Genomic DNA, 14361 nt, shown 5'->3' with positions numbered 1-14361 from the left:
AACCGAGAGAGTGGCGTCCCCGACGGGAGTCGAACCCGTGTCGCCGCCGTGAAAGGGCGGTGTCCTAGGCCTCTAGACGACGGGGACGTCGTTCGCGGTGACGCGCTTTCTAAAGATCGGCGGCGGTGAGCGCAAGCGCTTTTTTGTGTGGGGCGATACTTTTTTGTGGGCGGGGGTGGCGGTGGGTGCCCCCTCCCTAACCCTCCCCCGCTCTCGGCCGGCCGAAGGCCGGTCCGATCGCGGGAGAGGGGACTGCCGCCGCTTCGGCAGATGCGTCATGCCGACAAGCATCTTGCCCCCTCTCCCGCGAAGCTCTCGCACAAAGCTACGCTTTGTGCTGACGCGACAGGCGGACCGTAGGTTCGCTGAAAGCGGGGGAGGGATGGGGAGGGGGCACCCGCTGCCCCCCAAAACCTCCCCACTACCCCACCAACCCTACGCCGATCGCGCCGGCGCCGCGTCGTCGATCAGCAACTGCACGCCTTCGGACCCGTTCCAGCGGTCGATCCGCAGCACCCCGGCAAGGTGGAAGGGGGTGCCGCGGCCGGTCAGCAGAGCTTGGCCCATGTCGCTGTCGAGCGCGCGGAAGGCGATGGACTTCAGCCGGGCGCCATCGTTGCCTTGCAGGATGCAGCGGACATGGTTGGCACCCACCACGTCGGCGCGCACCACGCGGGCGTCGGCGATGGCGAAGCGGGGCTCCGAATTGCCGGTGCCGTAGGGGCCGAGCTTGTCGAGGGTGGTCACCAGACCGACGCTGGCGCCGCCGACCGACAGGGCGCCGTCCAGTTCCAGCGTCGGCACCAGCGGCGCGGATGCCACCTGTTCGGAGATGCGGCCGTGCAGGAAATCGCGCAACGCGTCGATCTTGTCGCCGGCCACGGTGAAGCCGGCCGCCATGCGGTGGCCGCCGCCGGCCAGCAGCAGCCCTTCCTGCCGGGCGGCGATCACCGCGGATCCCAGATCGACACCGCGCACGGAGCGGCCCGACGCCTTGCCGATGACGGTGCCGTCGGCGGTTTCCTCCAGGGCGACGACGCAGGCCGGGCGGCTGTAGCGCTCCTTCAGCCGGGCGGCGACGATGCCGATGACGCCGGGGTGCCAGCCGACGCCGGTGACGAAGACCAGATCGGTCTCGCGCCCGGCCTCGGCGGCGACGCGCTCCAGCGCTTCGTCGAGAACCGCCTGTTCGATTGTGCGGCGTTCGGCGTTGTGGCCTTCCAGCCGCTGGGCGAGTTCCATCGCCTCGATGGGATCGTCGGTGGAGAGCAGGCGGGCGCCGAGGTCGGACGCCCCCACCCGGCCGCCGGCATTGACGCGGGGGCCGAGGACGTAGCCGGCATGGTAGGCGTCGGGCTTGTCCTTTACCCCGGCCACATCGGAGAGGGCGGCGAGGCCCGGGTTCGCGCGCCGCGCCATCACCTTCAGCCCCTGTGCCACCAGCGCGCGGTTGAGGCCGGTCAGCGGGACCACGTCGCACACCGTGCCGAGCGCCACGAGGTCCAGCCATTCCATTAGGTTGGGTTCTGTCCGGCCGCTGTAGAAGCCGGACTGGCGCAGGGCGCGGTTGACGGCGACGATGGTGATGAAGGTGACACCGGCGGCGCAGAGCGTGCGATAGGTGCCGTCCTCGTCAAGCCGGTTGGGGTTGACCAGGGCGACGGCGGGAGGCAGGCGCGGTTCGGCGGCGTGGTGGTCGAGAACGACGACCTCCAGCCCGGCGTCGGCGGCAGCCTCCAGCGCCGCAAAGGCGGAGATGCCGCAATCGACGGTCACCACCAGCCGCACCCCCTCCCCTTTCAGCCGCAGCAGCGCCGCGGCGTTCGGGCCATAGCCTTCGGTGATCCGGTCGGGGACATAGACGCGGATGTCGGCGCCGAGCGCGCGGAAGAAGCGGCGCAGCAGAGCGGCGGAGGTGGCGCCGTCGACGTCGTAGTCGCCGAAGACCGCCACCGGCTCGCCGTCGCGGATGGCCCGTGCGATGCGCTCGGCCGCCGGGTCCATGTCGCGGAAGCGCGAAGGGTCGGGCAGCAGAGCCTTCAGCGTCGGGTTGAGGAAGGTTTCACAGGTCTCGTCGGTGACGCCACGGGCGGCCAGCACCCGGCCGACGATCTCCGGCAGCCCGCGCCCCTGGGTCAGCGCCTGCGCCTGCCGCTCGTCGCAGGGCCGCGCCTGCCAGCGCTTGCCGGACAGGGAGTTGGCGACGTTGAGGAAGGCGGCGGCTTCGGTCATGGCGGTGCTGCACGGTCTCTCTGGGATGGGGGCACAGCCATAGCAGAGATGGGCGCGCGGCGCACGGTGGGTGTGGGCAGAGGTGGGATGTGGGGGTGGGGAGTTGTCGAGTTGGGTGCCCCCTCCCCATCCCTCCCCCGCTTCGCGGGAGAGGGGGGAGGAGCTTTGCGGGAGTGTGGCGGAGTTCCCTCTCCCGCGGAACGCGGGGGAGGGTTAGGGAGGGGGCACCCGCTACAGAACCTACGCCGCCCGCATCCAAACCGCCGTGTCGTGGAACGCCGCGCCGCCCGCGGGCGGGACCGGCTCCGGTGAGGTCAGGCTGTTGATGCCCATGCCTTCGACGAAGGCGCTGTTGGGCCAGATGCCTTCGACGATCACCACGCCGCGCGGCACGCCGGCGAAGGGCTTGGCATGGACCACGACGCTGCCCTGCGGGTTGCCCAGCCGCACCGCGTCGCCGTCGGCCAGACCGAGCCCGGCCGCGTCGTCCGGGTGGATCAGCGCGGTGGGCCGGCCTTCGCGGCGCTGGGCGGTCAGCGTCTCGGTGAAGGAGGTGTTGAGGAACTGGCGCGCCGGGGCGGTGACGAGACGGAACGGATGCTCGGCGTCGGCATCGCGGCCGGGAGGCATGTGGTCGGGAAGCTCCGGCATGCCGCCATAGGGGCCGAGCGCCGCCCAGTCGGGGGCGAAGCGGAACTTGTCGTCGGGATGCGCGAAGCCGTTGAGGAAGTGCGAGGTCTCGAAATCGGGCTGGGCGTCGATCCAGCGCTGCTCGGTCAGCGTCGCCGCGTCGCCCAGGTCGGACGCCTTCAGCATGGCGTCGATGATCTCCAGCGCAGTCATGCCGAATCCCGGATGCTCGGCGCCGACGCGGCGGGCGAGTTCGGAGATCACCCAGTGGTTCTCGCGCGCGTCGAACTGCGGCTCGATCACCTTGCGGCCGATCAGGATGTGCATCTGGCCGCCGCCGCGGTAGATGTCGTCATGCTCCAGGAAGGTGGTGGCGGGGATCACCAGATCGGCCAGCTTGGCCGTGTCGGTCATGAACTGCTCATGCACCGCGACGAACAGATCCTCGCGCAGGAAACCCTGGCGGACGCGGGTCGAATCCGGGCAGATCGTCACCGGGTTGGTGTTCTGGATCAGCATCGCCGTCACCGGCGGGCCGCTGGTCAGGTCGCGCGGGTCGCCGGTCAGCACCGCGCCGATGCGCGACTGGTCGAAGCTGCGCACCGACGTGTCGAGACGGTCCAGCCCCTCCGACAGGGTCTTGTCCAGCTTGTAGATGCCGGACGAGCAATAGAGCGCGCCGCCGCCCTTGTGCTGCCACGCCCCGGTGACCACCGGCAGGCAGGAGACGGCATGAACCTGCGCCGCGCCGTTGTGGGCGCGCGACAGGCCGTAGCCGACGCGCAGGTAGCTGCGCTTGGTGGTGCCGTAGAGGCGGGCGAACTCCTCGATCTCCCCCACGGTCAGGCCGGTGATCCCGGCCGCCCATTCGGGGGTGCGGGTGGCGAGATGCGCCTCCAGCCGGTCGGTGCCGGCGGCGAGGCGGTCCAGATAGGCGCGGTCGGCGTAGCCGTCGCGGAACAGCACATGCATCACCGCGCAGGCCAGCGCCCCGTCGGTGCCCGGCCGCAGCATCAGGTGCAGGTCGGAAACTTCGGCCGTGCCGGTGCGGTAGGGATCGATGGTGACCAGCTTGGCGCCGCGGCCCTTCCGGGCGCGGCTGACATGGGTCATGACGTTGACCTGGGTCGCCACCGGGTTGCCGCCCCAGTTGACGATCAGGTCGCTCTCCGCCATCTCGCGCGGGTCGGCGCCGCGGATGTCGCCATAGCCGGCGAGCCAGCCCATGTTGGCCGGGGTGTCGCACACGGTGCTGGTCTGGCGCGAATAGCCCTTGGCATGGCGCAGCCGCTGGATGGCGCCGCGCTGCACCAGACCCATGGTGCCGGCGTAGAAATAGGGCCAGACGGCTTCGGGGCCGTGAGCGCGCTCGGCGGTCAGGAAGGCATCGGCGATGCGGTCCAGCGCCTCGTCCCAGCCGATCGGCTTCCACTGGCCGGAGCCCTTCGGGCCGGTGCGCAGAAGCGGGGTCTTCAGCCGGTCCGGCGAATGGACGCGCTCGGCATAGCAGCTGACCTTCGCGCAGATGACGCCGGCGGTGTAGCTGTTCTCCGCCGCGCCACGCACTTTCCCAATGCGGTCGGGGGCGAGGCGTTCCACCTCCAGCGCGCAGGTGCTGGGGCAATCGTGCGGACAGGCCGTGGGCAGGAACTGGGCCGACAAGGCTAACCTCTGGTCTGGCTGGCGGCGGGAGAACGGCAAGTTTAGGCCCGGCGGCGCGACCGCTTCAATGCGCAACAATGTATGGGTACAATAAAGAAGGGCCGCGAAGTCCCCTTCCGGACTTCGCGGCCCCAACCGCTCGGGCGAAAATCCCCAGACGACTTGCGGCTTTACATCACGCCGATCAGGCGCGGGAACCACAGCGAGATCGCCGGCACATAGGTGACGAGGCCGAGGAAGATCAGCATCGTCAGCAGCCACGGCCACACCGCGACCGTCAGTTCCGTGATGCCCATCTTGGTGATGCCCGACGCGACGTAGAGGTTCAGGCCCACCGGCGGGTGGCACATGCCGACCTCCATGTTCACGATGATCAGGATGCCGAAATGCACCGGGTCGATGCCCAGCGACATTGCCACCGGGAACAGGATCGGCGCCATGATCAGGACGATGGACGACGGCTCCATGAAGTTGCCGGCCATCAGCAGCACGATGTTCACGACCAGCAGGAAGACCCAGACGCTCAGGTTCTGGCCCTGGATCCAGGCGGCCATGCTCTGCGGGATCTGCTCCGACGTCATGACGAAGGAGAAGAGGACCGCGTTGGTGATGATGTAGAGCAGCATCGCCGACATGCTGGCACTGTCCAGCAGCACCTTCGGCACGCGGGTGAGCGGCATGTCGCGGTAGATGAACACCGCCACGATGAAGGCATAGACCGCGGCCATCGCCGCCGCCTCGGTCGGGGTGAAGATGCCGGTGTAGATGCCGCCCATCACGACGACGATCAGCAGCAGGCCCCAGAAGCTTTCCCGGAAGGCCAGCCAGCGCTGCCGGGCGCTCGCCTTGGGCAGGCGGGGATAGCCGAACTTGCGGGCGCGGTACCAGGTGGTGAAGCCGAGGAAGGCCGCCAGCATCAGGCCTGGCACCACGCCGGCCAGGAACATCTGGCCGATGGAGGGCGCCTGCGGATGGCCGGTGGTGGCGACGCAGTACATCACCATCACGATCGACGGCGGGATCAGGATGCCGAGCGCGCCCGAGGTGGTGACGACGCCGGCGCCGAAATTCTTCGGGAAGCCCTGCGCCACCATGGCCGGCAGGATGATGGAGCCGATGGCGACCACCGTCGCCGGGCTGGAGCCCGACACCGCCGCGAACAGGGCGCAGGCCAGCACGCCGGCCATGCCGAGCCCGCCGTGCCAGTGCCCGACCATGGAGGTGGCGAAGTTGATCATGCGCCGGGCGACGCCGCCATGGGTCAGGAAGTTGCCGGCCAGGATGAAGAACGGGATCGCCATGATCTCGAACTTCTCGATGCCCGTGAACAGCTTCAGCGCCACCGCGGCGACCGGCACGTCGGTCATCAGGAACAGGAAGGACAGAACGGTCAGGCCGAGCGAGATGGAGATCGGCATGCCGGTGAGCATGAGGGCAATCAGCAGCCCGAAAATGATGAGCGCGTTCACGCCGGGCCTCCCTCGTTGGCGGCTTCGACCGGGTCGATGCCGTCGACCTGGGCATGATCGTGGTGGGGCAGCTCGCCGGTCCGGATGAAGGTCCAGGCGACCTGGAGGAAGCGGAAGCACATCAGGAAGGAGCCGAGCGGGATGGCCAGATAGACCAGCCACATCGGCAACTCCATGTCGGCCGACACCTGTTCGGTCTCGGCGATGTGGTAGACGAAATTGGCGCCGAGAGCGCCGACGACGCCGGTGAACAGGGCGCCGGCCAGCAGTCCGAAGACGACGAAGCGGCCGCGGATGTCCGGCCGCAGCCGGTTGATCACCACGTCCACGCCCACATGGATGCCGGTGCGCACGCCATAGGCGGCGCCGAACTTGGCCATCCACACGAACATGTAGATGCAGACCTCCTGGGCCCAGGCGAGGTTCCAGTGGATGACGTAATCCTGGATGACGGCCACGCCGGACAGATAGCGGTGCATGACCGCCACGAAGATGACGAGCGTCGCCGCCGCCATGAGGGAGGCGATCAACGTCTCCTCAAGGCGGTCGAGTATTTTCATAAGCATGTCGGGGGGATCTCCCGGTCGGCGGAGATGGTGTCGGGTACGCTGGAGAGCCGCGGCAAAACCCGCGGCGCGCCATTCGGCCGTCATCCCCGCGAAGGCGGGGATCCAGGCGGCTGCCGGAGCGCACGCATCGGGACGTCTGGGTTCCCGCCTTTGCGGAAAGACAGCCGACTGAAGCGGATGCCGGTTCGGTGCGGGCGCGCCTTCCGGCGGGAAGACGCAGCCCGCCCGCAAGCCCTTACATCTTGAAGCCGGCGGCGGCGGCTTCCTTGTAGATCGATTCGATCAGGTCCTTGCCGACGCGGGACTCGGCATCCTTGTGGACCGGCTTCAGGGCCTTGATCCAGGCTTCGCGCTCTTCCTTGGTCTGGGTGTGGAAGGCGGTCTTGCCCGACGCCTTCATCTGGGCCAGCGAGACGTCGTTCTCGTTCTGGGCGATGTCGTTGGCGTAGGCGGTCGCCTCCTTCATCGCACCCTCAAGCCCGGTGCGGACATCGGCCGGCAGGCCTTCCCAGAACTTCTTGTTCACGATGACCGCATAGCCGAGATAGCCGTGGTCGGTCAGCGTGGCGTTCTTCTGCACCTCGTGCATCTTCTGGGTGTACATGTTCGACGGCGGGTTTTCGGTGCCGTCGACGACGCCGGTCTGCAGCGCCTGGTACACTTCGGAGAAGGCCATCACCTGCGGCAGGGCGCCCAGCGCGCGCATCTGGGCGTCCAGCACCTTGGACGACTGGATGCGCATCTTCAGACCCTTCACGTCCTCCGGCTTGGTGACCGGCTTGTTGGCGCTCATGATCTTGAAGCCGTTGTCCCAATAGGCCAGGCCGATGATGCCCTTGGTTTCCAGCTTCTGGAACAGCTGCTTGCCGATCGGACCCTCGGTCACGCGGCGCAGGACGTCCTTGTTCGGGAAGATGTAGGGCAGGTCGAAGACCTCGAATTCCTTGGCGCCCAGCGGGCCGAACTTGGCCAGCGACGGCGCCAGCATCTGCACCGCGCCCAGCTGCAGGGCCTCAAGCTCTTCCTTGTCCTTGTAGAGCTGGCTGTTCGGATAGACCTCGACCTTGACCTTGCCGTTGGTCGCCTTCTCGGCAAGTTCCTTGAACTTCTCGGCACCCTTGCCCTTCGGCGTCTCCGGAGCGACGACGTGGCTGAACTTGATCACGATCTGGTCCTGGGCCCAGGCCGTGGACAAGGCCATCGGCGCCGACATCATGCAGCCGACCGCCGCCGCGCACAGAAGCTTCACGAGTTTCATAGGTGCGTTCCCCTCTGGTGTCGATTATCGGTTGGACGGAATGTTCCGTCCTGAACTTGTTGCGCATTGTTCATGATCCGACGAATTGCGGCTATTGTGGATATCCGCAGAGTCGGCCTATCCCACTTTCGTCCGGTCCCATCGTCGTCAGCCTCCACACTTTCGTGTCAATCGTCATGCCGCAGTCCAACCGCACCCCCGGCTCCGCCGCCCTGCCCGCCTCCCGATCCGGGTGGGCGGTGCCGCACGCCATGCCACTGGTGGCGATGGCGCTGGTCGTCGTCCTGCTGGGCGCCTTCCTGTGGCTGCTGCAGCGCAACGAGCGGGACGAGGAGGCGCTGGCCCTGATCAAGGACGCGCTGTGGGTGGAGCAGAACCTGCATTTCCAGCTGGCATCCGACGAGGACAAGCTGGAGAGGCTGGCGGAGACGCTGGGCCGGACGGAGGTGGACCTGCGGCAGTTCGCCGCAATGGCCCGGCTGGTGGTGAACACCAACCCGGCGATCGAACGGGTGCTCTGGCTCGACCCCCAGGGCCGCACCATGCTGGCGGAGCCGCCGCTGCCCCAGGACGGTACGCCGGGTGCGGACGGCCCGCCCGGCGACAGCCTGACCCGCCATGACGCGATGCGCATCGCCCGGTCCACCGGCCTCAGGGCCTATGGCGCGCCCTACCGGATCGACGCCACCGACCGCGGGTTCGACGTCGCCTTTCCGCTGTTCCGCGACGGCGTCTTCGTCGGTGCGCTGGTCGGCGTCTTCTCGTTCGAGGCGATGCTGACCCACCATGTCCCCTGGTGGTTCGCCCAGCGCTACCAGCTGGAGGTGATCGACGTCACAGGCACCGTGCTGGGGGCGAAATCGCGCATGGTGGTGCCCGGGTCCATGACGGGTCCGGCACCCGATCCGGCCAGGAGCCATGTCATCCCCTTCGATCCGCCCGGCCACGGGCTGGCTCTGGTCGCCACCGCCTACCCCAGCGAGTCCAACGTCACCCGCACCGTCCTGGTGGCGGCGATCTTCGCGCTGACCGGATCGGCGCTGTGGAGCCTGTGGTCGTTGCGCCGCCACATCGCCGGCCGCTTGCGCGCCGAGGAGGCCCTGCGAGAGGAGCATGCCTTCCGCAAGGCGATGGAGGACAGCCTGACCGTGGGCATGCGCGCCCGCGACCTGGAAGGGCGCATCACCTACGTCAACCCGGCCTTCTGCCGGATGGTCGGTCTGGCGGCCGAGGATCTGGTCGGGCGCGGCCCGCCGATGCCCTATTGGCTGCCGGAGGAGATCGACCGGGCGGAGGCCGCCCTGCAGGACGTGCTGGCCGGCCGCGCGCCGGAAACCGGGCTGGAGATGCGGTTCCGGCGCGCCAACGGCGAGCGGTTCGACGCGCTGATCTACGAGGCGCCGCTGATCGACGCCAACGGGCGCCAGACCGGCTGGATGGGCTCCGTCCTCGACATCACCGAACGCAAGCATGCCGAGGAACTGGCCCGCCAGCAGCAGGAGCGGCTGCAGCAGACCTCCCGCCTGATCACGATGGGCGAGATGGCCTCCACCCTGGCGCATGAGCTGAACCAGCCGCTGTCGGCCATCGCCAGCTATTGCACCGGCTGCCTGAATCGCCTGCGCTCCGGCCGGTTCGACACCGACGAGGTCGCCGCGGCGCTGGAAAAGCTGGCGGCGCAGGCCAAGCGCGCCGGGCAGGTGGTGCGGCGAATCCACGACTTCGTGCGCAAGCGCGACCCCAACGTCGCCCCCTGCTCGCTCGCCCGCGTGCTGGAGGATTGCGTCGGGCTGACCGGCGCCGACGCCGCACGGCTGGGCGTGCGGGTGGAACTGGACGCCCCGGCCGACCTGCCGCCGGTCACCGGCGACCGCATCCTGCTGCAGCAGGTGGTGCTGAACCTGATGCGCAACGGGATCGAGGCGATGGCCCGCACCCCGCGCGACGACCGCCGCCTGACCGTGACCGTCCGCCGGGAGGGAGGGGGGGACGAAGCCGGGGACGGCGTGCTGCTGACGGAGATCCGCGACCGCGGCTGCGGTGTGGCGCCCGATGTGGCGGAGCGCCTGTTTTCCCCTTTCTTCACCACTAAGCGCGAAGGTATGGGGATGGGCCTGAACATCTGCCGCTCCATCGTCGAGCACCACCGCGGCCGGCTGTGGTTCGAAGCGGTGGCGGCGGAGGATGCCCCGGACGGCAACTCCGCCGGGACACGCTTCCTGTTCACCCTGCCGGTGCATGCCCAACCCTCGGGCCGAGTTTCAGACCAAAGCGCAGAGGCCGCAGAATGACCACGCTCCACATCGTCGACGATGACGAGGCGATCCGCGACGCGCTCGGCTGGCTGTTCCAGTCGCGCAACGTGCCGGTGGCCGGCTGGCCCTCCGCGGAAGCCTTCCTGGAGGGGTGGAGGCCGGATATGGCCGGCTGCCTTCTGCTGGACATCCGCATGGAGGGGATGAGCGGACTGGAGCTGTTCGACCGGCTGCTGTCCAAGGGATGCCGGATGCCGGTGATCTTCCTGACCGGCCATGGCGACGTTCCCATCGCCGTCAGCGCCCTGAAGAAGGGAGCCCGCGACTTCGTGGAAAAACCGTTCAACGACAACGAACTGGTCGACCGGGTGATCGACGCCCTGGCCTTCGACGCCGAACAGCGCGAGCGCGAGGCGGGACAGGCCGGGCTGGCGGCGCGGCTGGCGACCCTGACCCAGCGCGAACGGCAGGTGATGGAGCTGGTCGTCGCCGGCCGCCTGAACAAGGTCATCGCCGACGAGCTGGGCATCAGCATGCGCACGGTGGAGGTCCATCGCAGCCATGTGTTCGAGAAGATGCGCGTCAAGACCGCGGTGGAACTGACCCGGCTGCTGACCGGTGCCGCGTGATCTGGTGGGTGACCCGGGATTTGACCGGGGGTGCCCCCGGCCTGCCCCGCCAAGCAAGCCCCCGACCATTCCTTGCCACTCCGGTGGTGCCTTAGCAGTGGAGCGTCGACGGTTGCGCCTGCGGTTGCCCGGTTCCCTGCTCGCCATCGGCGTGGCTGTGACCACGCCCCTGCTGCTGTTCGGCGCCGTGCTGGTCTGGCAGCTCGACGCCCGCGAGCGCGGGAAGATGGAGGGCGAACTGCAGTCTGTGGCGCAGTCGCTGTCGCTGGCGGTCGACCGTGAACTGGCAAGCCAGCTGCGGCCGCTGGAACTGCTGTCGGCCCTGGTCCAGCCCAGCGTCGGCGATCTGCGCGCGCTGTATGACGAAACCACCGCTGCCGCCCACAGCCAGAACGGTTGGCTGGCGATGGGGCTGATCGACACCGACACCGGACGTTTCGCCTTCCACACCCATTACCCGCTGGGCGTCCAGCCGCTGCCGCCGCCGCGGCAGGACGAGATCACCCGCCACGTGATCGAAAGCCGCCGCGCGGCGATCGGCGGCGTGCTGCCGCCGGGCGGGCCGCCGGGGCGACCGTCGCTGATCCTGCGCGCGCCGGTCCTGCAATACGATCCGGCCGCCGAGGGCGACCGGGTGCGCTATGTCCTGTCGCTCGCCCTGGGGCTGGAAGGGCTCGGCGGCGCGCTGCAGACCCGCAACACCCCGCCCGAATGGACGGTCACGGTCATCGATCCGTCCATGCTGATCGCCGCCCGGTCGCGCGATGCCGCAACCCATCTGGGCCAGCGCGTCTATACGGCCCTGGAAGGACGCATCCGGATCGGCAGCAACAGCATGTTCAACGGCAAAACGAAGGACGGCCAGGAAGTCCATGCCGTCATCCACCGTTCCGCCGAGACCGGATGGTCGGTGGTGCTGGGCGTGCCGTCGGCAATCGTGCAGCAGAGGCTGAACGCCCTCCGCATGACGGTGATCGGCGGTGCTGCCGCGGCCTGTGCCGCGACGCTGGGGCTGGCCCTGCTGGTGTCCCGCGCCTACCGCCGCCGCCGCAGCGCCGAGGAGGAGGTGCGCCGCGCCCGCGAAGCCATTCTGATCGAACAGCGCCGCCGGCTGGAATCCGAGAAGGAGCATGCCGAGGCCGCCAACCGGGCCAAGAGCGAGTTCCTGGCCAACATGAGCCACGAGCTGCGCACCCCGCTGAACGCCATCATCGGCTTCGCCGAGGCGCTGATGTCCGGCATCTTCGGCCCGGCCCCGCCGAAGCATGTCGAGTACATGACGGCGATCCACCAGTCCGGCCGGCACCTGCTGGACCTCGTCAACGAGCTGCTGGACATGGCGAAGATCGAGGCCGGGAGGCTGGAGCTGTTCCCGGCCTGCGTGCCGGTCGGCGAACTGCTGGACGACTGCATGGGGCTGGTGGAGGCACTCGCCCTGCGCAAGGGCGTGACGCTGACCGGCGACGGGATCGACCGGACCCTGCAGGTCACGGCGGACGGGGTCCGCATGCGGCAGGCGGTGCTGAACGTGCTGTCGAACGCCATCAAGTTCACCCCCGCCGGCGGTGCCGTGCGGGTGGAGGCAGCCGCCGGGCCGGACGGCAAGGGCGCGGTCATCGTCATTGCCGACACCGGAGTCGGGATGACGGCCGACGAGTTGCAGATCGCAATGGAGCCGTTCCGGCAGGTCCACAATTATCTGACGAAGGCCGAGGCGGGCACCGGGCTGGGACTGCCGTTGGCCCGCCGCTTCATCGAGGCCCATGGCGGCTTGCTGACCCTGGACAGCACCCCCGGCGTCGGAACCACGGTGACGATCCGGTTGCCGTGAGGAGGGACGGCTATCGTGAGGGCCCGGCTGCCGTGAGGGAGGGCGGGCGTTCGGCCCCCAAGGTTCCTACCCCCGCCGGGGCGGACGGCCCGGCAGCATCGCGCGCTGCAGCTTGGCACCGGCAAGGTCGGCGCCGTCCAGATCGGCGCTGTCGAGATTGGCGTCGGACAGGTTGGCCTGGACCAGGCAGGTCCCGACCAGCAGGGCGCCGCGCATGTCGGCCCCCATCAGGTTGGCGGCCCAGGAGCGGCCGGTCGGGCGCCCCGACGGGTCCTTGATCGCCGCCGGCCCCAACCGCACCCGCGTCAGGTCGGCGTTGGTCAGCACGGCATAGCTGAGATTGGCGCCGGACAGGTCGGCGCCCATCAGGTTGGCGCCCTCCAGATTGGCGCCGGACAGGTCGGTCATCATCAGCCGGGCGCCGGTCAGCGCCGCCGCCGACAGGTTCGCCCCGCGCAAGGATGCGGCGCTGAGATTGACGTTGCGCAGGTCGGCGCGGCTGAGGTCGGCGCCGTCCAGGTCGGCGCGCTGGCCGCGCTGGCCGACGCTGTCGATCCAGCGTTCATGGTCGAAGATGGCGCGCTGAATCTCCGACCCCATGCTATCGATCGGCCGGGTCATCTGCGCGGTGGCGATCCGGGTGGAGGACAGGTCGCAGTCGGCCATGCGGGTGCCGACCATGTCGGCCTTGTCGAAGCGGGTGCCGTCGAGCGACGCCCCCGACAGGTTGGCGCCGTTCAGCCGCGCACCGGTCAAATCCGCGCCGTTCAGGACCGCCCCCGACAGGTCGGCGTTCTGCAGCACGGCACCGGTCAGCTCGGCATCGGACAGGTTGGCGCCGCGCAGCACCGCGCCGGTCAGGTCGGTGGGGATCCCACCCTCCGCCGTCGTGCCGTTCTGCAGGCGGGCGAGCGCCGCCTTGTGGAGCTGGCGGGCGCTTTCGGCGTCCTGGCCGCTGGGTGCATCGGGGCCGGTGCCGCGCCTTGCGCTGCCGCCCGGCTCCAGCGTCCCGGCGCGCAGGTCCGCCCCCTTCAGGTTGGCGTTGGAGAAATCGGCCGCGCGCAGGCGGGCGCCGCGCAGATCGGTCTGCATCAGGTTGGCGCGGCTGATGTCGGCGTCGCGCAGATCGACGCCGAACAGGTCGGCGCCGGCCAGATTGGTGCCGTTCAGCCGGCCGCGGGCCAGCCGCGCGCCGACCAGACGGGCGCCGCGCAGGTCGCGCTGCGACAGGTCCACACCCTCCAGGTCGGCCATGGCGAGGTTGGCGCGGGCACCGCCCGGCTGGCCCTTGATCCAGCGGGCGTGCCGGTCCAGCACCTCGGCCAGTTGATCGGGCCGAAAGAAGGACACGGTGGAGGCGGTGGGGGCGGAGGCGGTGGGCACGGGCAGGTTGACGCCGTGAAATTGGTTACATCGCGACAATCATGCGATTCATTCCTTACCGAAGGCTGAATGAATCTCCTTTTGCGCTCACTCTTTCGGAGGATGCGGTTCGGGAGTGCGCCGCTATGGCGTCCGGCCGGGCAGAGCGGCGCCGGACGAGGTCCGTCGTGAAAAACAGAAGCTTTGCCATACGGATGTCCGAGCCCTTCCTTCCGGTCCGGCAGGGTCATTCTACGGTGAAGCTCCCGAGTCGCGCACGTTACGGTTCTGTAATCGAACCGGCTGCGAACGAGTCGCGAACAGCTTCGCCTCAGCATCCGGGTCGCCCCGCCCGCTGTTCGGCGGAAACCCTGGACTCGGCCGAAAACCGGCAACGGTTAAGCAATGGTTTCTTGACAGCAAAGGCCACAGACATCCTAAAAGTGTCCCACCTTTCGGACTAA

Annotated in this window: 9 protein-coding genes and 1 tRNA gene; 3 read left to right on the top strand and 7 right to left on the bottom strand. The window is 68.9% G+C overall.

The genetic code is table 11. The features are described 5' to 3' along the window. Nucleotides 1-11 precede the first annotated feature (11 nt). From VD964_RS03355 to VD964_RS03330, 6 genes are all read right to left on the bottom strand, one after another. Nucleotides 12-87: transfer RNA gene (locus tag VD964_RS03355), tRNA-Glu, on the bottom strand. Nucleotides 88-435: 348 nt separating this feature from the next. Next, entirely contained in the window at nt 436-2232 is a 1797-nt protein-coding gene (gene recJ / locus VD964_RS03350) for a single-stranded-DNA-specific exonuclease RecJ (protein ID WP_324865560.1), read from the bottom strand. Between the two features lie 240 nt (nt 2233-2472). Further along, a complete protein-coding gene (locus tag VD964_RS03345) occupies nt 2473-4524 on the bottom strand; it encodes a molybdopterin oxidoreductase family protein (RefSeq protein WP_324865557.1) in 2052 nt (683 codons plus the stop codon). 170 nt (nt 4525-4694) lie between these two features. Continuing rightward, nucleotides 4695-5993 (bottom strand): TRAP transporter large permease subunit, encoded by a 1299-nt coding sequence (locus VD964_RS03340; protein ID WP_324865555.1) that lies wholly within the window; start codon nt 5991-5993, stop codon nt 4695-4697. Further along, on the bottom strand, nt 5990-6559 hold the full coding sequence (locus tag VD964_RS03335) for a TRAP transporter small permease (RefSeq protein WP_310114446.1): 570 nt from the start codon (nt 6557-6559) through the stop codon (nt 5990-5992). The genes VD964_RS03340 and VD964_RS03335 overlap by 4 nt, the downstream gene beginning before the upstream one ends. Before the next feature lie 238 nt (nt 6560-6797). Beyond that, the gene (locus VD964_RS03330; RefSeq protein ID WP_324865550.1) at nt 6798-7820 is read right to left on the bottom strand and encodes a TRAP transporter substrate-binding protein; all 1023 of its coding nucleotides are present in this window, start codon (nt 7818-7820) and stop codon (nt 6798-6800) included. Between the two features lie 176 nt (nt 7821-7996). Here VD964_RS03330 and VD964_RS03325 point away from each other — a divergent pair, with 176 nt between their 5' ends. The 3 genes from VD964_RS03325 (at nt 7997) to VD964_RS03315 (ending at nt 12535) form a co-directional block, all read left to right on the top strand. Next, nucleotides 7997-10111, top strand: a complete 2115-nt coding sequence (locus VD964_RS03325; RefSeq protein ID WP_324865548.1) for a PAS domain S-box protein — start codon at nt 7997-7999, stop codon at nt 10109-10111. Then, the gene (locus VD964_RS03320; RefSeq protein ID WP_324865546.1) at nt 10108-10704 is read left to right on the top strand and encodes a response regulator transcription factor; all 597 of its coding nucleotides are present in this window, start codon (nt 10108-10110) and stop codon (nt 10702-10704) included. Before VD964_RS03325 ends, VD964_RS03320 begins: the two co-directional genes overlap by 4 nt. 112 nt (nt 10705-10816) lie before the next feature. Further along, on the top strand, nt 10817-12535 hold the full coding sequence (locus VD964_RS03315; RefSeq protein ID WP_324865544.1) for a sensor histidine kinase: 1719 nt from the start codon (nt 10817-10819) through the stop codon (nt 12533-12535). Between the two features lie 66 nt (nt 12536-12601). Here the strand turns inward: VD964_RS03315 and VD964_RS03310 are convergent, their stop codons facing one another. Beyond that, nucleotides 12602-13918 carry a pentapeptide repeat-containing protein gene (locus VD964_RS03310; RefSeq protein ID WP_324865542.1) on the bottom strand — a complete coding sequence of 439 codons (1317 nt, stop codon included), beginning with the start codon at nt 13916-13918 and terminating at the stop codon, nt 12602-12604. Nucleotides 13919-14361 lie beyond the last annotated feature (443 nt).

Source organism: Azospirillum sp. (genome assembly GCF_035628975.1).
Classification (GTDB): domain Bacteria; phylum Pseudomonadota; class Alphaproteobacteria; order Azospirillales; family Azospirillaceae; genus Azospirillum.
Note: the sequence above shows the minus strand (reverse complement) of the source record. Positions and strands in the feature narration are given on the sequence as shown.